The organism is Candidatus Bathyarchaeia archaeon (assembly GCA_038873195.1).
Classification (GTDB): Archaea; Thermoproteota; Bathyarchaeia; order Bathyarchaeales; family Bathycorpusculaceae; genus DSLH01.
Genome location: JAVZEV010000002.1, coordinates 98,974 through 116,732, shown reverse-complemented (window position 1 = coordinate 116,732; position 17,759 = coordinate 98,974). Strand labels below are relative to the sequence as shown.

At 40.2% G+C, this 17,759-nt stretch carries 20 protein-coding genes; 16 read left to right on the top strand and 4 right to left on the bottom strand.

Features of this window, described 5'->3' with window-relative positions; all coding sequences use genetic code 11:
- The first annotated feature begins 25 nt into the window (after positions 1 to 25).
- The 3 genes from QXW63_08775 (at position 26) to QXW63_08765 (ending at position 1,794) form a co-directional block, all read left to right on the top strand.
- Positions 26 to 328, top strand: coding sequence for a hypothetical protein (locus QXW63_08775; protein ID MEM3461982.1), 303 nt, complete (start codon positions 26 to 28; stop codon positions 326 to 328).
- Positions 329 to 362: 34 nt separating this feature from the next.
- Positions 363 to 1,571, top strand: coding sequence for an MFS transporter (locus QXW63_08770; GenBank protein ID MEM3461981.1), 1,209 nt, complete (start codon positions 363 to 365; stop codon positions 1,569 to 1,571).
- Between the two features lie 97 nt (positions 1,572 to 1,668).
- Complete coding sequence (locus tag QXW63_08765; protein ID MEM3461980.1) at positions 1,669 to 1,794, top strand: hypothetical protein; 126 nt, start codon at positions 1,669 to 1,671, stop codon at positions 1,792 to 1,794.
- A gap of 4 nt (positions 1,795 to 1,798) precedes the next feature.
- Here QXW63_08765 and QXW63_08760 read toward each other — a convergent pair whose 3' ends face one another.
- Positions 1,799 to 2,299 (bottom strand): Lrp/AsnC family transcriptional regulator, encoded by a 501-nt coding sequence (locus QXW63_08760; protein MEM3461979.1) that lies wholly within the window; start codon positions 2,297 to 2,299, stop codon positions 1,799 to 1,801.
- 64 nt (positions 2,300 to 2,363) lie between these two features.
- The gene (locus QXW63_08755) at positions 2,364 to 3,386 is read right to left on the bottom strand and encodes a hypothetical protein (protein ID MEM3461978.1); all 1,023 of its coding nucleotides are present in this window, start codon (positions 3,384 to 3,386) and stop codon (positions 2,364 to 2,366) included.
- A 133-nt stretch (positions 3,387 to 3,519) separates the two neighbouring features.
- On the opposite strand from QXW63_08755, the gene QXW63_08750 reads away from it, so the two are divergent.
- The 9 genes from QXW63_08750 to uppS all read left to right on the top strand — a co-directional run bounded on the left by QXW63_08750 (position 3,520) and on the right by uppS (position 11,785).
- Complete coding sequence (locus QXW63_08750) at positions 3,520 to 4,476, top strand: zinc metalloprotease HtpX (GenBank protein ID MEM3461977.1); 957 nt, start codon at positions 3,520 to 3,522, stop codon at positions 4,474 to 4,476.
- Between the two features lie 91 nt (positions 4,477 to 4,567).
- Entirely contained in the window at positions 4,568 to 5,797 is a 1,230-nt protein-coding gene (locus tag QXW63_08745; protein MEM3461976.1) for a M20 family metallo-hydrolase, read from the top strand.
- Positions 5,798 to 5,841: 44 nt separating this feature from the next.
- Positions 5,842 to 6,390, top strand: a complete 549-nt coding sequence (locus QXW63_08740) for an ECF transporter S component (protein ID MEM3461975.1) — start codon at positions 5,842 to 5,844, stop codon at positions 6,388 to 6,390.
- Positions 6,383 to 7,183 (top strand): hypothetical protein, encoded by an 801-nt coding sequence (locus tag QXW63_08735; protein MEM3461974.1) that lies wholly within the window; start codon positions 6,383 to 6,385, stop codon positions 7,181 to 7,183. Before QXW63_08740 ends, QXW63_08735 begins: the two co-directional genes overlap by 8 nt.
- Positions 7,184 to 7,270: 87 nt before the next feature.
- Complete coding sequence (locus tag QXW63_08730; protein ID MEM3461973.1) at positions 7,271 to 7,960, top strand: acetate--CoA ligase family protein; 690 nt, start codon at positions 7,271 to 7,273, stop codon at positions 7,958 to 7,960.
- Between the two features lie 153 nt (positions 7,961 to 8,113).
- A complete protein-coding gene (locus QXW63_08725; GenBank protein ID MEM3461972.1) occupies positions 8,114 to 8,989 on the top strand; it encodes a hypothetical protein in 876 nt (291 codons plus the stop codon).
- 42 nt (positions 8,990 to 9,031) lie between these two features.
- The gene (locus tag QXW63_08720; protein MEM3461971.1) at positions 9,032 to 10,228 is read left to right on the top strand and encodes a DUF373 family protein; all 1,197 of its coding nucleotides are present in this window, start codon (positions 9,032 to 9,034) and stop codon (positions 10,226 to 10,228) included.
- A complete protein-coding gene (mtnP, locus tag QXW63_08715) occupies positions 10,215 to 11,003 on the top strand; it encodes an S-methyl-5'-thioadenosine phosphorylase (GenBank protein MEM3461970.1) in 789 nt (262 codons plus the stop codon). Before QXW63_08720 ends, mtnP begins: the two co-directional genes overlap by 14 nt.
- Positions 11,003 to 11,785: a polyprenyl diphosphate synthase gene (gene uppS, locus QXW63_08710; GenBank protein MEM3461969.1), complete on the top strand. Its 783-nt coding sequence runs from the start codon at positions 11,003 to 11,005 to the stop codon at positions 11,783 to 11,785. Before mtnP ends, uppS begins: the two co-directional genes overlap by 1 nt.
- A 9-nt stretch (positions 11,786 to 11,794) precedes the next feature.
- Here the strand turns inward: uppS and QXW63_08705 are convergent, their stop codons facing one another.
- Positions 11,795 to 13,018, bottom strand: a complete 1,224-nt coding sequence (locus tag QXW63_08705) for a redox-regulated ATPase YchF (GenBank protein ID MEM3461968.1) — start codon at positions 13,016 to 13,018, stop codon at positions 11,795 to 11,797.
- A gap of 118 nt (positions 13,019 to 13,136) precedes the next feature.
- Here QXW63_08705 and pdhA point away from each other — a divergent pair, with 118 nt between their 5' ends.
- Genes pdhA through QXW63_08690 form a run of 3 tightly spaced genes read left to right on the top strand, consistent with a single transcriptional unit; the run spans position 13,137 to position 16,204 of the window.
- Positions 13,137 to 14,099 carry a pyruvate dehydrogenase (acetyl-transferring) E1 component subunit alpha gene (pdhA, locus tag QXW63_08700; GenBank protein ID MEM3461967.1) on the top strand — a complete coding sequence of 321 codons (963 nt, stop codon included), beginning with the start codon at positions 13,137 to 13,139 and terminating at the stop codon, positions 14,097 to 14,099.
- An 18-nt stretch (positions 14,100 to 14,117) separates the two neighbouring features.
- Positions 14,118 to 15,092 (top strand): alpha-ketoacid dehydrogenase subunit beta, encoded by a 975-nt coding sequence (locus tag QXW63_08695; protein ID MEM3461966.1) that lies wholly within the window; start codon positions 14,118 to 14,120, stop codon positions 15,090 to 15,092.
- 2 nt (positions 15,093 to 15,094) lie between these two features.
- On the top strand, positions 15,095 to 16,204 hold the full coding sequence (locus tag QXW63_08690; protein MEM3461965.1) for a dihydrolipoamide acetyltransferase family protein: 1,110 nt from the start codon (positions 15,095 to 15,097) through the stop codon (positions 16,202 to 16,204).
- Between the two features lie 7 nt (positions 16,205 to 16,211).
- Here the strand turns inward: QXW63_08690 and QXW63_08685 are convergent, their stop codons facing one another.
- Complete coding sequence (locus QXW63_08685) at positions 16,212 to 16,559, bottom strand: hypothetical protein (protein MEM3461964.1); 348 nt, start codon at positions 16,557 to 16,559, stop codon at positions 16,212 to 16,214.
- Between the two features lie 168 nt (positions 16,560 to 16,727).
- Between QXW63_08685 and QXW63_08680 the strand changes: the two genes are divergently transcribed.
- Entirely contained in the window at positions 16,728 to 17,753 is a 1,026-nt protein-coding gene (locus QXW63_08680; protein ID MEM3461963.1) for a zinc-dependent dehydrogenase, read from the top strand.
- Positions 17,754 to 17,759: the final 6 nt, after the last annotated feature.

The following is a 17,759-nucleotide window of genomic DNA, read 5'->3' as shown; positions in this document are numbered from 1 at the left end:
TTTTAAGAGTAAAGCGAAAGGTTTGATGTTAATGTTATTAAAAGCTCAGGAAGCAGTGAAGAAAATTTCCTACGAAGCCCATAAAAAAGAGATTTTCACATCTAGTTTCTTCATAACTCTTCTGGCAGAACAAGTAGGTCAAGTCGCAGAAAAATACGTTACAGAGGGACGATTTGGAAAAGACATTGAAGTGGACATAGCAGACGTGATTGTTGTAAGCCTTGCCTATCTAAACTGGCTTGAAAAAGACGCAACGGAAGCATTTGGAAGATCCTTGGAAAAGCATGAAAAAGCAATAAAACGGTTTATTCAACAACGAAAAAAGTAAAAGAGCCATTAAGCGTAGGTACTCGGAGATAAAAATGCAGCAAGAAACAAACTTAGATAGTCGAAAAAATGCGTACCTTGCCATTCTTCTTCTCGGAATTGTAAGTTTGCTGGGCGACATCGTCTATGAAGGTTCTAGAGGAATAGTTCCAAGCTATCTGGAACTTTTAGGCGCCACAGCGTTTATTGTAGGTTTTGTGGGTGGTTTAGGAGATTTTTTAGGCTACGCTTTCAGGCTTGTTAGCGGATTTTTGGCAGATACAACTCGTGCCTATTGGTTTTTCATATTTTTAGGTTACGGCTTGATTATCGCCATTCCGTTTTTGGGTATCCCTCTCGGTTTAGAAGTAGCCATAATACTTGTTTTGCTTGAGAGGTTTGGAAAGGCTTTCAGGTCGCCTTCGAGAGATACTGTGCTATCTGTTGTAAGTAAAGGTGTAGGAGCTGGCAAAGCCTTCGGCATTCATGAATTTCTGGACCAGATAGGCGGTATGCTTGGACCTGCGATAGTAGCTACTTTGATGTTTTTAACCAGCAACAATTACAATTACACTCTGAGCCTTCTTTTCATACCCTTTCTGATGCTTTTAGCGTTTTTAACTTATACTTACAAGAAAATAGGTTCAAAGGCAATCGGTGTAGAACTTCAAGAGAAAGGCGATAAGAAAGAACGGTTACCAAAGTCTTTCTATATTTACACTTTTGCTGTTCTCTTGAACACTGCTGGCTTGATATCTTACACGCTTATTCTGTATAGAGCATCACAGATTCTACAGCCTACAGGACAAACGTGGATTGTTCCTTTAATCTATCTAGTTATTCAGGGTGTAGACGCGCCCGTCGCGTTGCTTAGTGGATACGCCTATGATAAGTTTGGCGTAAAAATTCTTGTTGTGCCGTTTGTTCTTTCAATGTTTCCTTCTTTGCTTACTCTAGTCAGCTTTGAATTGCCTACAATCATAGTTGCCGCAATAATATTTGGCGTAGTTCTTGGAATGCAAGAATCAATCTATCGTGCTGCAGTTTCAGAACTTACGTCAATTTCTTCCAGAGGCACCGCATACGGCATATTTAACACAGCTTACGGTGTCGGCTTCGTCATTAGCGGCGCAGTATTTGGTCTGTTTGCTGATTTGAGCGCGTCTTTTATTCTGATTATCCTTTATACCCTTACGTTGCAAATTATAGCAATAGCGTCACTCCTTCGAGTTAGTTCAGAGTTTAGAGAAAAACAAAACCGGTAAGCGTGCAATTAAGATTATGTGTTGTTTCTTTGTTATATGTCATCAGCTGAAATATCCTTGATATATCATGCAAGAGTCCACAGTTTCGGAGAAGGCTTTGGTAAACAAAAACGGAAAGAACAGCGATGATGAGCATTCCTCTGCTAGTTCAGAGCGTTATACTATTTTTCACGCTTTGTTTGAAGCGATGAAAGAAAAAGAGAAAAAACATAGAAAAAAATAGATTATTATTTAGTTGATTCTTTTTTGTATGCGTCAATTAAATAGTTGAATGAGAACGGTTTCGTTTGGACGCTGCCCTTCAAACTTATTATGAACGTCTTAAAATCCTCTAAATACTTGCCCCAATCTCTTCTGAAAATGTGATAGAAATTGATAAAATCAGCATAATCCTTATGCACGGAAACCATAACTGCGTCTGAATCCATTCCTTGACCGGTAGATACGAACAGAATGTTCGGTTGTTGCTTAGCCCATTCCTTTCCTTTATCCCAAAGAGGATGGACAAGTTCTTTTGTGCGAGCAAACGTGAAAACCAAAATGTCGAAGTCTAAATAAGAAAGATTCGGAATTACCGTGTATTGTATTATGGCTTCTTTTTCCAGAATTTTCCTCAGTCTAGTTACGGTAGGCTGAGAAATGCCTAGAATTTTCGCTAAGTCTCTATCGCTTCGTTTTGAGTTTTTAATGAGTTCGAAGAGAAGTCTTACAAGATTTTCTTGTTTCATAAATAACATTAACGCTGAAATCCTTTATCAAATTTTTCATTAAATTGGCAGAAACAAATGGGTTTTAAAGTTTTTTCACGGAGTTCACTGTTCGCCTTAAAAGCAGTTGAGCTACCTCTTGTGTAGGCCAGCCGCCCAAGCCACAATCTGGTCCTGCAAAAGTCATTCGGTCGCCGTACCTGCTTTTAGCTACAATACATCTTCTTTTTATTGTTTCTTCGTCCTCAACTAACTGCTCTGGGTGTGGTTTTGTTATGCCTCTTTCATATAGTTCGGCAATGATTGAGTCTATATCTGTTCGTGATATACCAATTCTTATCTGCTTGTCTGTTTTTTCAAGCATGTTTCTTGAGATTGCTTCGATGTTTTTAGGAGAAGCAGCATACTCTAAAGATATTACATCAAGATTTTTCACTTCTAACAGCTCTGCAGTTCTCGAAGAAGAATGAAGATGAATCTGTTTTGTAGCTCCTTTAAAATCGAAGGCTTTCTCCATAACATTCAAGATTGTTTCCTTATCAATGCTTATGTCTTGAAAGCCGAAACTTGGCTCATCAATGGAAACAACTTCGGTTTTAACGTATTTGGAATCCAATATAGCATTCTTTGCAAATCGTCTCGTTGTCTCCGCAAACATCAGAAGTATATCCTTATACGGAGTTGTTCCAAGTTCTCTGGCATATAGCTCCAAGGGTCCAGTGACGCAGACGCGTAATAAAATTTTTTTCTTTTTTTCTTCATAGAGTCTTTTTGCAGCTTCTTGGATTACTCTCACTTCTGGTATTATTGCGTGTTCATCTTCAACAACGTATGTGCCTTTGCTCATTGATTCATGTATTAAATCTGAAAATTGCTTGTGTATGTCATAATGCTGCGGGTAATTGGTTACATCTAACCCCGTATCAAGTTTTTTCTTAAACGAGTCAATTACAACATGGTAAAACTTGTTTAATAAAAAATCGTCGTCTTTTATGTCTTTTCCACCTAGCATCGCCTTTCTAGCTAAAACATACGCCTTCTCGAAGACTCTTCTATCTACGTTAACTGGCAACGGAAAACTTCCAACATCATCTACAAGGACACTCATACAAACACGTTAACCAACCAATCATTTAAAACTAACTTATTCCATCAATTCTCTGCAGAATAACAAGTCGGCTTTTTGTGGAGCAAAAAATATAAGCAAGTATATGTTTCGTGAACATTATCGGGATAAAAAAATGAGCATTTGGAAACTTCGACTCTCCATCTTCGGAACTCTAGCCATAATAATTGGCTTATCCACGTTAGTTTTTACTGTAGTTCTAACGCTGGCAGGCGTTTTCGACCTTATCACTTTAGGCGTCTTAGTTGTCGCCTTCAACATTCTCCAGTGGCTGATATCACCATACATAATCGACGGGCTTTATCGCACACGCGAAATACCTGAAACTGAAAATCCAAAGCTCCATGAAGTTGTCGAAAACTTAAGCAAGAAAAGTGGAATGAAAAAGCCTAGGTTAATGCTTGCACAAATTCCCATTCCAAACGCGTTTGCTTATGGCTCGCCCATAGCAGGAAACCGAGTAGCCGTCACGAGTGGATTATTGAAAACTTTGGAGCCAGAAGAAGTTGAGGCGGTTATTGGACATGAGCTTGGACATTTGAAGCATAGAGACGTACAGATAATGATGTTTGTTTCTCTTTTGCCAGCGTTATTCTATTACATAGGCTTTTCACTTATGCTCTCGTCAAGATACAGCAAACAGAGAAATGATAGTGGCGGAGCCGCGTTAGGCTTAGGATTCATGGCTTTCTCATGGCTTCTAAACATGTTCATATTATATCTAAGCCGCCTACGCGAATACTACGCAGATAGACACAGCGTGCAAATTGTTGATGACGGCTCGAGAAAACTTTCCGAAGGCCTAGCAAAAATAGTTCAAGCGTCAAAAAACCTGCGAAGAACCAGAAATGACACGCAACACCTAAACGCATTTAAAGCTTTATTCATTGCTGACCCGGACCGCGCAGAAGCAGATGCCATGGCAATAGCAACGATGTCAAGCTCTAGCGAACAAAAACTAGTCCAAGAAATTCTTTCACAGAAAGTAACAACAGTTGACAGAATCATCGAGATTTTCTCTACACACCCCAACATAGTAAAACGACTCAAGGCTTTGCAGCAGCTGAGCTAGAAACTGCACAAGTTCCAATTCTTTTTGTTTCAGCAAACGTTAAAGATGATAAGCTGTTACTCTACTAATTGCCTAAATGTGTGTGAGGCGTATGCAATATTCAAACATTCTCTCAGAAGTTGACAGACAAAAAGACGAGATGGTTGACGCGTTAATTGAGCTTATCCGCATTCCAGCGATTGCTCCAGAAAATGGTGGAGAAGGGGAAACGAAGAAAGCTGAAAAACTAATGCACTTATTGGAAAGCATGGACTTTGACAAGATAGAACACTTCGATGCAGAAGACAACCGTGTTCCTTCAAAAAAGAGACCAAACATTGTAGCATACTCTTACGGAGAAAACACGTCTGAACGACTTTGGATAATAACGCATTTAGACGTAGTTCCACCAGGAGAAAATTCCCTTTGGACTATTACGAAACCTTTCGAGCCAACTATCCATGAAGGACGAGTTTATGGACGTGGTAGCGAAGACAACGGGCAGTCTATGATTGCGTCAATCTTTGCTATTAAAGCTTTAAAAAGTCTGAAAATAAGGCCGAAAAGAACTGTTGCTCTGGCTTTTGTTGCAGATGAAGAGCAGGGAAGCAGGTACGGTATTCAATATTTGGCGAAACAAGGAGTTTTCAAAGAAAGCGACTTAATCGTTGTGCCAGATGGAGGAAACGAAGATGGAAGCTTCATTGAAATAGCTGAAAAAAGCGCCTTGTGGTTTAGAGTGCGCACCATTGGAAAGCAAACGCATGCTAGCATGCCAAACAAGGGCTTGAATGCACATCGCATTGGAATGGAATGCGCATCAGCCTTGGACAAAATGTTACACGAAAAATATTCGCTTAAGAACCAGTATTTCAATCCGCCAGAGAGCACATTTGAGCCGACAAAGAAAGAAAAAAATGTCGACGCTGTGAACATAATTCCAGGAGAAGACATAACCTATTTTGATTGCAGAATCCTACCAGAATACAACCTAGAAGAAATATTGAACGAAATTGAAGAACTCGCAAAAGAATATGAAAAGAAAACTGAAGCTACAATAAAAATTGAAGTCTTACAGAAAAGCATTGCACCAAAACCCACAAACGCAAACGCCAAAATAGTCACTATGCTAAAAAACGCAATAATAGAAATCAAAAAAGTAGAGCCCAAAGTAGGTGGAATTGGTGGAGGAACATGCGCCGCATTCTTCCGAAGAATAAATATTCCCGCAGTAGTCTGGAGCACAATAGACGAAACAGCCCACCAACCGAATGAGTACACAAAAATCGAAAACATGGTTAATGATGCAAAAATTTTCGCTTTCTTAACCGTTTCAGAGTAAGCAAATGGAAAGATTTATATGGATGGATAATCCATCCAACATCTATGCTTAACCCACTCAAAAATTCACGTGCAGCAGCTTTTTTTGGTGTTTTAGCAGGATTATGCTTAGCGGTTCAGTTGGCTCCGAGACCGCCTAATGTTGAGTTTACTTCTCTTTTTTCGTTTGTTGTTGGCTTTTTGTTTGGTCCGTTTGTTGGAGCGTTTTTTGGAGGTTTTGTTATGTTCGTTAATGGATTTTTATCACCGTGGGGGTTTGCTGGTTTAAACATGCCTTTTCAAATGTTAGGTATGAGCGTGGTTGGTGTGGTTGGCGGTTTATATAAGAAATACACGCAAAGGCCAAATCCGCTTGAAACTGCGGTTCTTGGGGCGGCTTTGACGGTGTTTTATGATTTAGTAACCAATATTGGGATGGCTCTTTTCTATATGATTATTGGAACAGACCCTGCTCTGGCAGTAATAACCGCACTTGGGTATGGCACGCCATTTTCACTAATCCATACAGCGTCGAACATTGCAGTGTTTGGTTTAGCTTTCTTCCCGTTAATCAAAGCGGTAAATCAGCTTTTGGTGGTGGAAAAAATTGGTTGAAAAAAGAACAATAGTGTTCATAACATTAGCAATTACTGTTTGGGCATCAATAACCTCAGGATTTGCAGCCTATTACTATCTTGAGCAGATGAGATATCAAAAACAAGCATATGAAAAGCAACAATTGCTTACTGAATTAACTGAAAATTATTACACATCGATAACTAAGCTGGATTTGCTATCGAGAGACTATAATTCACTGCTTGAAGAATACTACCATTTTGGCGAAAATCTCTCCTTATTCGTGGACAAATACAAAAATCTACTTTCTAATATGGGTAATAATTACACATTAGCATTGAACAGATTTCCAAAACTAAATGAAACATATAATAATTTGTTAAGCCGAACATTGAACGGGCAGAGTATAACACGAGAGGAATTTAACTCATTACTTAATGATTTCTATAAATTGTTAACAGACCTAGCAGCAAAAGAACTCGAGAGTTTTATGGACAAAATAAGTGCTATAAAAGTAAATTTATGCATTGACTACGGAAACGGAACTGTAGAATGGCACAATATTTCAGTTCCTCATGGCACAACATTGTTCGATTTGACACACAACATGACAGAAGTGACATACACCTACTACTCATGGATGGAACCGGGTCACATACTTGTAAATTCAATTAACAATGTCAGTGCAGCTCCATCAGAAGAAAAATACTGGTTCTGGCATTATTGGGATGAAACAAACAACAGATGGATTAGTGGACAAATTGGTTGTGATGCTTGGATTTTAAAGGATAACGGGACCTATAAATGGGAATATAAGATGTGGTCTCCTTAATATCCAACCAAAATGATTTATTAATGTGGAATAACAGAATTTCAATTTCCCTCGTAGATATCTCGTGAAGGATGATGAACATTGACTATTGCATCAAAATTATTCAACGTTGTGTATAAAGAAGGAAGGAAAAATCTCCTCGAAAACGAATCTAAAACTGTATGTTTGGAGTATGGGATTCCTGTTACAAAATTTGAATTAGCAAGAAACGAAGCGGAAGCTGTTAAGTTTGCAGAGAAAATAGGGTATCCTGTGGTTTTAAAGATTGTCTCGCCAGACATTCTTCATAAATCTGATGTTGGCGGCGTAATTGTTAATCTAAAGAATGCAAAAGAAGTTCGAAACGCCTACAAACAAATCCTACAAAACGTCAAAACGCATAATGCAAAAGCAAAAATTACCGGAATACTCGTGCAGGAAATGGCGCCTTCATCAACAGAAATTATAGTCGGCGCAATCAAAGACCCACAATTTGGGCCATCAATAATGTTTGGGCTGGGCGGAATTTTTGTGGAAGTTCTGAAAGACGTGACTTTTCGTGTTGCGCCCATAACTGAAGATGAAGCCCGAGAAATGATTACAGAAGTTAAGGCGTATCCGCTGTTAAAAGGATATAGAAATCAGCCTCCAGCAGACATTGACGCAATAGTTAAAATTTTGCTGAGTACGTCAAAATTGGTGATGGAACATCAAGAAATAAAAGAGTTGGACCTAAACCCAATAATGGTTTACGAAAAGGGAGCGAAAACAGTAGATGCAAGAATAATCCTCGAATAGATATGAAAGTTTGACTAGGAAGAAACCTTTTCTGGCACGCAAAATCCGCAAAAACGCCAGTTTAAAAGCAGTAACTGCATCTTTTTTAACATCGAATAATTAGTAAAGCTAATCAAACACATTCAAGGAATGCACAAACAAGAGGAAGATTAATTGTCAAAGCAGCAGAAAACCAAGAAAATCGAAGAGTTAACTCAAAAGTTTCTGGCATTAAAGGAACAAAAAAGCAAGCTAGATGCAGAAGCAATGGAATTGGCAGAAAAAAGAGACAAACTAAACGAGCAGTTCAAGAAAAAACGCGCAGAAATAGCGGAATTAAAAAATGAAAGAGACAAACTAAACGAGGAAGTAAAAAAACTTAAACAGCAAAGAGAAGCCTCAAAAAAAGAAATTACCGAAAAGATTGAAGAAATAAAGAAGCTAAGAGAAGAAATCAAAACTTTAACGCCAAGAAAGCCTCCCAAAAGCTTTCAGATTTTACAAAAAGAAATTGAAAGCATTGAATGGAAAATTCAAACAACACCATTAGAGTTAGGGGAAGAAAAGGAACTTGTTGAAAAAGTTAAGCAGTTAGAAACTCAACTAAGCGTCCATAAAAAACTTAATCAATTAAACCAACAAATCTCGAAGTTACAAATTGAAATTAAAACTCTCAAAGACCAAGGCAAACTTCAACATGAAAAACTGATGGAAACCGCGCAAAGAAGCCAAAAGCTTCACCAAAAAATGCTTGAGAAAATTGAAGAATCCAAAAAAATTAAAACGGAAGCAGATAACATGCACAAGCTCTTTTTACAATCAAAAGAAAAAGCAAATCCACTCCGCGAGCAAATGACGGAAATTTCAAATCAGATAAAAAAGCTGAGAGAAGAAATTCAAGAGGCAGAAGCTAAAGAAAAAAAGGAAACAGAGGAAATCCTTCGCGAAAAACTTGAGAGTCAAGCAAGAGAAAAACTTAGACGAGGCGAGAAATTGACATGGGAAGAGTTTCAACTACTAGCAGAAAAGGGAATTAAAGCACAAGATTAAAGTAAAATACTCTTAATTAACTATAGGAGAATAGAGACTTAGATGGCAGCCGAAGAAGCAAAAGAAGAGCATAAAAAAATTCTTATTCTATGTGTGGATAGAGATGGCGATTTAGGAATAAAAACTAATGTTAAAACCCCCGTAATTGGAAGAGATGAGAACCTTAATGCGGCGGTGGCATTAGCCCTAAAAGACCCGGAAGAACCAGATGCGAATGCAATGTTTGAAGCCGTAAGCATATATGACCGATTAAAAAGCGAAAACAAACCAGAAGAAATGTTTGAAATAGCAACAATAGCTGGCTCTGAGCTTGGCGGAGTCGGCGCTGACAGAAAAATAGTTGCTGAACTAAACGAACTATTGACTTCTTTTCCTGCAAGCGAGGTTATTTTAGTTACTGATGGATACTCTGATCAAGCGGTGTTGCCACTTATAGAGTCTAGAGTGCCAGTGACATCTGTTCGAAGAATAGTTGTAAAACACAGTGAATCAATCGAAGAAACAGCAGCCTTATTCACGCGCTATCTTAAAATGCTCATGGAAAATCCGCGTTATTCCCGCATTGCACTAGGCCTGCCAGGGTTGCTTATACTAATATGGGGAATTCTCTCATTCTTCAATCTACTCTATTATTATTGGATAGCATTCATTTTCGTCGTGAGCACATTCTTACTTGTGAAAGGCTTCGGAATTGACAAAACAGTAAAGAACTTTTACCAATGGATAAAAGAATATTCACCGCCACCTCTCCCAGTACAGATTTCAAATTATACCGCAGTTGCGGGAGCCTTATGCATAGGCATTGGCATTTTCCTTGGCTGGAATAATGCTGCATCATTTGTTGCGATACAAACGCCACCGCCAGTAGACATGGCAGGTTGGCTGAGTATTCTACCGAAGTTAACTGGATACTTCATCAAGGGGGCTATGGACCTTATAATAGTTGGAATTTCTGTAACGCTGGTTGGAAGAACTATACGTTGGTATTTTGAACGTGATAGCAGGTTACTGCGTAATGCTGCGTTAATCGCTTCTGTAGCGTGGTCCAGAGTAATTCTTGATGAAACTTCGACCGTGTTAATTAGACCAGAGTTGGGATACGACAAGCTGATCCTTTCTATCGTTGTTGGCATCTTGATAGGCATAGCCTCAGTTCTAGTTGTCTTCGTGGTTCATAGGTCTGCAAAAGGATTTTTCAGGAAGACAGAAGAGCAGGTTGAAAATCTTGGAGAAGGCTAAAATTGCCATCATCGGTGGAACCGGTTTCGAAAGCTTCTTTAAAAATGCTAAGCGGCTGCACGTTGGAACACCTTACGGAATAGCTCCACCACTGTCTATTAGCAGCATAGAGGGGAAAAAAGTTGTTTTTCTTCCAAGACACGGCCCAAAACATCTGGTTCCGCCACATAAGATAAACTATAAGGCAAATGTTTATGCCTTACATGAAATTGATGTGACGCGAATAATAGCCGTAAACGCTGTGGGCGCAATAAACCGCGATTTCAAACCCGGCGACATCGTTATTCCTCACGATTTTATCGACTTCACGAAATTACGCTCTACAACCTTCTACGATGAAGCACCAGTTACTCACATTGACGTTTCTCAGCCATACTGTCCAGAAATTCGCAAAATTTTGGCTGAAAACGCAAGAAAAATCGGATTAAAAACATGGGATAAGGCTGTGTTGGTGTGCACTGAAGGCCCTCGCTTTGAAACTCCGGCAGAAATTGAAATGTTTAGACGTTTAGGCTGCGATATTGTTGGGATGACTGGAATACCCGAGGCTGTGCTTGCACGCGAGCTTGAGATGTGCTATGCTGTTTTCTGTTACGTTTCAAACATGGCTGCTGGCATGCAAGAAAAGTTGACTACACATGAAGTTCATGAAATCTGCGAACCACTCATGCCTAAGCTAGAGCAAGTTTTAATTGAAACCATTAAAGTTTTACCCCTAGAACGTGGGGATAAATGCCCATGCGCTAATGCCCTTCGAAATGCAAGGTGCAAATGATGTTTAAAACTTTACTCTCAATAATTGGAGCATACAAACTCTATGAAAAATGGCTCTGGCACCAAGTTAAGAACGGCGGAAAACTGGAACACATAGCAATAATCCTAGATGGAAACAGAAGATGGGCGTCTGGCAAAGCCCTTGACCCATGGCTTGGACACGAAAAAGGAGCAAAAAAAGTTGAAGATCTGATTGATTGGTGTCAGAAGCTTCATGTTAAATCGATAACGCTGTACGCATTCTCTACAGAGAACTTCGTTAGACCAGAAAATGAAGTCGAAGAAATTATGCGAATTGCAGAAGAGGAATTTCGGAAAATTCTCACGGACGAACGCATACACAAGAACAAAGTACGCGTAAAGGTGATTGGCAGGATAAATCTGTTGCCTGGGAGTCTGCAAAAATTAATAATGGATGTAGAAAAGGCCACGCAAGATTATGACCAGCATTTCTTAAACATCGCCTTTGCCTACGGAGGAAGAGCAGAAATCGTGGATGCCGCAAGAAAAATTGCCGAAAAAGTGCAAGAAGGAAAAATAGACCCAAAAAAAGTAGACGAACAGCTATTTGAGCAGTACTTGTACACCTCCTACATGCCTAAGCAAGACCCGGACTTGATAATCAGGACGTCAGGCGAAGAAAGACTAAGCGGATTTTTACTGTGGCAATCAGCTTACAGCGAACTTTGCTTCCTAGATGTTTACTGGCCTGATTTCCGCTTAATAGACCTTCTACGTGCGGTTAGAACTTTTCAAAAACGCAAGAGACGCTTTGGCGCGTAAAAAAGGAGATTAAGCTCTTTTCTTTGTGCTTACAATTGATATGACGTCTCCGTCTTTGAGTGGATAATCTTCTCCGATTCGTTTTCTTTGTCGAGCTTCAACTGCGTAGAGGAACCCTTCGCCAAGCTCAGTGTGGATTAAGTAGGCAAGTTGGCGGGCTGTCGTTCCGTAGGGCACGAGGTAAGCGTCTGGTAAAACTCGCCCGTTATGGTCTGCTAGATGCTCCAAATCCTCTACAGGGTAAACGGTAATCATGTTTAAGAGCTTGAAGAAAGCCGTGTTTATTGCATCTTGAACACCCGTAGAGCCATATTTGAGAAGAATCTTCTCTCTAATAGTTTCCAATGCTTTGGTTTGGCTTTCAGTTAATCTTTCTGGAGTAAGTATCTTAAAGTTGCAGTCTCCAGGTCGGTAATCTATTAACTGTTTTTCTGCTCCTCTTCTTAACGCGAGTTCAGCTTCTGCACAGCAAGGAACAACTAGGTAGTCCAATTTTTTGAGTCTTTCCAAGTTTTCCTCTGCAGGAGGCACATCTATCTTGTTCGCCGCGATTAACATGGGCTTGGCAACTCGTCTTAACATGTCCACGAACTTTAAGAAGTCTTCTTCGCTCCAAGCCGTTGCCTTTTCAGCATTTAAGCCAGTCTTTCTAACTGCTTCAATCATGTGGCTCCGCCGGATTGCTAAACCGCTTAATCGTTCTTCCAGCATTGAGAAAAGGTCTCTTGTTTCGGATTCTGCAGTTCTGGCGATTTTGGGCCAGTCACGTTTTAGTATGTTTGCCATCCACATAGTTATTTCGCGTTCTAAGAAGCGAACATCTTCCACTGGGTCATGTTCTCCAGCCTTGCATAGTCTTCCTTCACAGTCTGTTCCGCCGGAAGCGTCAACGATGTGAATTAAAGCGTCTGCCTTTCTGATTTCGTCCAGAAACTGATTGCCAAGTCCTCTTCCTTTCCAAGCGTCCGGAACAAGACCAGCGCAGTCGATGAACTCCACGGGAATAAGCCTTATGCCATCCAAGCATAGAGAGTTAACTGGATTGTCTTTAACATTAAATTCTTCATGCACACATGGAGTCCGCACATAACCAACGCCTCTGTTCGGCTTTATCGTCGTGAAGGGGTAGTTTGCAATTTCAGCAGGAGCCAAAGTTGCAGCACAAAAGAAGGTGGACTTGCCAGTGTTTGGTTTTCCAACTATGCCAAGCAAGCGTGAATAGGACTTCTGCATGAGGGATTCCTTTACAGAATACTACAATAATTAATTCTATATGGTTTGTGCTCTCATCATCAAATAATATAAAAGCATGAAAAAGTATAAGTCACCAAATGCGCTGAGGGAAAAGTTCATGTTAAATCTGCCAAAAAACAAACTCACCCAGATGCTTAGAAAAATACTTGAAATTCGTCTTTTTGAAGAGAAAGTTTTCGAGCTTTACGCTCAAAATCTTGTTCCAGGCACAATTCATCTTTATGCTGGAGAGGAAGCAGTGGCGGTTGGCGTTTGCAGTAATCTTCGCAAGGACGACTATATTACTAGCACGCATAGAGGACATGGACACTGCATAGCAAAAGGCGCCGATTTAAAACGGACAATGGCTGAGATTTTAGGCAAAAAAACAGGCTACTGCAAAGGCAAAGGCGGTTCAATGCACATAGCAGATTTCAGCATAGGCATGTTAGGCGCAACCGCGGTCGTCGGAGCTGGGATACCCATCGCAGTCGGTGCAGGCTTATCAATAAAACTTAGGCGGACAGACCAAGTTGTAGTATGTTTCTTTGGGGAAGGCGCTTCAAATCAAGGCACATTTCACGAAGGCATAAACATGGCGTCAATATGGAAACTACCAGTAATATTCGTCTGCGAAAACAACCTCTATGCTATGGGAACACGCCAATCAATAGTTATGAATATAGAAAACATAGCTGATAGAGCAATAGCTTATGGCATTTCAGGCGTTGTTGTAGACGGCAACGATGTTTTAGCAGTTTATGAAGTCGCAGAAAAGGCAGTTGAAAGAGCCAGAAAAGGCGAAGGCCCAGTATTAATCGAATGTAAAACTTACAGACATAAGGGGCATTCACGCGTTGACCCGGCAAGGTATAGACCTAAAGAAGAGGTAGCAGAATGGCTGGCAAAAGACCCGATTAAGCGTTTCAAAGAAAAACTCATACATACAAAGGTGTTAAGTGAAGCTGAAATTCAGCATATTGAAAAGGAAGTTTCGGTTGAAATTGAAGAAGCAGTCAAGTTTGCCATAGAAAGCCCGTTTCCCATGCCGGAAGAAGCGTTGGAGGATGTTTACGCTTAAGTTTGGAGAGAGAAAAGTATGCGAAAAATAACATATAAAGAAGCCTTAAGAGAGGCCTTAAGAGAGGAGATGCGCCGAGACACAACAGTTTTTCTGCTTGGTGAGGACATCGGCAAGTACTGGGGAGGCGCTTTCAAAGTAACCGAAGGCTTGGCAGAAGAATTCGGAGATGAAAGAGTCCGCGACACACCTATTTCCGAAAATGCCATAGTCGGCACGGCTGTTGGCGCTGCAATAACGGGCATGCGTCCAGTTGCAGAAATAATGTTTGGAGACTTAACCGCTTTAGCGATGGACCAAATTGCAAATCAAGCAGCAAAAATACGCTATATGTTTGGTGGTCAAATAAGCTGCCCACTTGTTATCAGAACACCTTTTGGAGCTGGCGTAAACATTGCGTCTCATCACTCTCAAAGTTTGGAAGCTTGGTTTATGCATGTTCCAGGTTTGCATGTGGCTGTGCCTTCCACGCCTTATGATGCAAAAGGACTTTTGAAATCAGCCATACGTGGTAACAATCCTGTTTTCTTCTGTGAACATAAGCTGTTGTATCCGATTCAGGGAGAAGTTCCGGAAGAAGAGTACACTATTCCTTTTGGTGTGGCTGATGTGAAGAAAGAAGGAACTGACGTAACAATAGTAGCTACTTTATACATGGTTCATAAGGCGTTGAAAGCGGCAGAAATACTTGAAGCAGAAGGCATAAGTGTAGAAGTTGTTGACCCAAGAACACTAACACCACTGGATAAGCAAGCAATAATAAAGTCAGTCAAGAAAACTGGAAGAATAGTCATAGTAAGCGAAGACTGCAAAACTGCTGGTGTAAGCGCCGAAATTGCTGCCGTAGTAGCTGAAGAAGCCTTGGATTATTTAGATGCTCCGATAATAAGAGTGGCAGAGCCAGACACGCCAATCCCCTTTAGTCCACCATTGGAGCAATACGTGATTCCCGATGAGAAGGCGATAATCAAGGCGGTTAAAGAGGTTGTCTAAGAATGGTTACGAAGGTTGTCATGCCAAAACTTAGTTTAACAATGAAAGAAGGCACCGTAGGTAAATGGTACAAAAAAGAAGGAGAGGCTGTGGAGAAAGGCGAACCGATAGTTGAGATAATTTCCGAAAAAGCCACGTATGACTTGGAATCGCCAGCCTCTGGAGTGTTGCGGAAAATTTTAGTAGATGAAGGTGTTGATGCTCTGGTTGATGCTGTTCTGGCTGTTATAACAGGTCCAGATGAAGCGTTTTCTGAAGAGCAAATTCGTGCAGAAGTGCCTCAAGCCACTGGGGAAATAGAAGAGAAGGTTTTGGCTTCGCCGGCTGCAAAACGTTTAGCAAGAGAGCATGGAGTAAATTTATCGCTTGTAAAAGGTAGTGGACCTGAAGGAAGGATAGTTGAGGAGGATGTTAAAAGATTTTTAGAAGAAAGTCGAGGGGTTTTGCCTAAAGTTAAGCAGGTTATTCCGTTAAGTGGTTTCAGAAAAACATCTGCTGAGCGGGTTTCAACAAGCTTCAAAACAGCTCCGCACAGTACAGTAGTGATGGAGGTTGATGTTTCTGAAGCTGCAGAATTGCATAATAAACTTCAAGTGTCCTATACAACGATTATCGTAAAAGCTGTTGCAAAAGCATTGGCCGAGCATTCGCTGTTGAATTCAACGTTAGATGGAAATCAAATAAAAGTTTTCGAAGATGTAAACTTAGGCGTTGCCGTTGCAACTGAGTATGGTTTAGTTGTTCCAGTCATCCATAATGCCGACAAGAAGTCCCTACAAGAAATTGATGCAGCCATAAAAGGGTTAACGGAAAAAGCCAGACAAGGAAAACTATCCAAAGAAGAGTTAACAGGTGGCACGTTCACAATCACAAACCTCGGCATGTATGACGTTGAATTTTTCACACCAATAATCAATCCTCCAGAAGCAGCCATACTTGGCGTAGGAAAAATAATGGAAAAACCTGTTGTGGTTGATGGGAAAGTTGAGGTCAAACCGAGAATGATGCTGAGTCTTTCTTATGACCACAGAATCGTTGATGGTGCTCCAGCCTCTGAGTTTCTGCGAAGTATAAAAGGAAAAATTGAAAGGGCTTCAGAATTAGAGAGCTAAAAAAAGGCTAAGATTCTTCATTCTCTATTTTTTCGGCGGTTTCCTCTACTTCACGTAAGCTTTTCTTGACAAGCTTCAATTTTACATCTCTTATCAGTGTTACTCCACGACTTGAGAGGATGGAACCTGCCCAAACTAGTATAACAAAAATGAAGAATACAAGACAAGCGTTACTGAAGGTTGTAACTGCCTTTACGTAACTATCTGTTTCTCCAGGTTGAATGGGGATAAATTGTGGGATTTGCCAACCAGTCAAAAACATTACGAGCGCCAGCACTGCTGGGAGAATTATGAAGATTAATCCAATTATTAGGAAAGCGTATCCGGAGATTTTCTCTATTTTTTCGGCTTTCATGGAAAATAACTTGCTTTCCTTTTATAAAAACCTTTTATTCAGCAATGTTTTTTTTGCGTGAAAATTGAAATTATCTATCGCTTATATTTTTGAATTGACATTTTTATATGTTAAAACGTATTTTGGAAAGTCTTAAGTGTTCAGTGATAGAAAGACAAGTGAATCAAAATGAAGGTTGCTATGTACTATAGCCCACAAGACATAAGGATAGAGGAAATGCCTACACCAAAAATCCAAGAAGACGAAGTTTTGGTAAAAATGAAGGCTTGTGGAATATGCGGTTCAGACCTTATGGAGTGGTATTTGAAAACTCGCGCTCCACTTGTTCTTGGTCATGAACCTTCTGGAGTGATTGCAAAAAAAGGAAAAAAAGTTAAGGATTTCGATATTGGCGACAGAGTTTTTGTCCATCATCATGTGGCTTGCTTATCTTGTCATTATTGTAAACATGGCGATTACACACTATGCGAGCAATTTCACAACACGAACATTAAACCTGGCGGATTAGCAGAATACTTCAAAGTTCCAGCGCCTAACTTGCAGACAGACACGTTAAAAATTCCAGAAAAAATGTCTTTTGAAGAAGCAACATTAATTGAACCAATAGGCTGCTGCATAAGAGCTCTAAAGAAATGTAATATTCAAAAAGGCGATTCGGTAGTAGTAATTGGTGCTGGAGCAACTGGAATAATTCACACAGCATTAGCGAAAATTTTTGGAGCTACAAAAACGATTGTAAGCGATTTAATTGATTACCGCCTGAAAATAGCTAAAAAATTTGGAGCGGATGTCGTGGTTAGCTCAGAAAAGGAAAATTTGACGGAAATCGTTAAGGTTGAAACTGAAGGGAGAGGCGTGGACGTGGCGGTGGTTACCGCACCCAGCCTGGAAGCCTATAAGACGGGTTTAAGCGTCATTCGAAAAGGCGGAAAACTTTGCATTTTTGCTCCGACTGACCCGGGAAAATACTTGCAGGTAAGCCCGAAAGAACTGTTTTTTTCCGAAATCCAAATAATTCCATCCTATTCAACTTCACATTTGGAAACAAGAGAGGCTTTGGAATTAATAGAAGCTGGAAAAATAAATGCGGAAGAGTTGATAACTCACCGTTTTTCGCTTAACGATACAGCACAAGCTTTCGAAACAGCTTTCAAGAATAAAGAAAGCTTAAAAGTCGTTGTGTTGGATGGGTGATTCTGA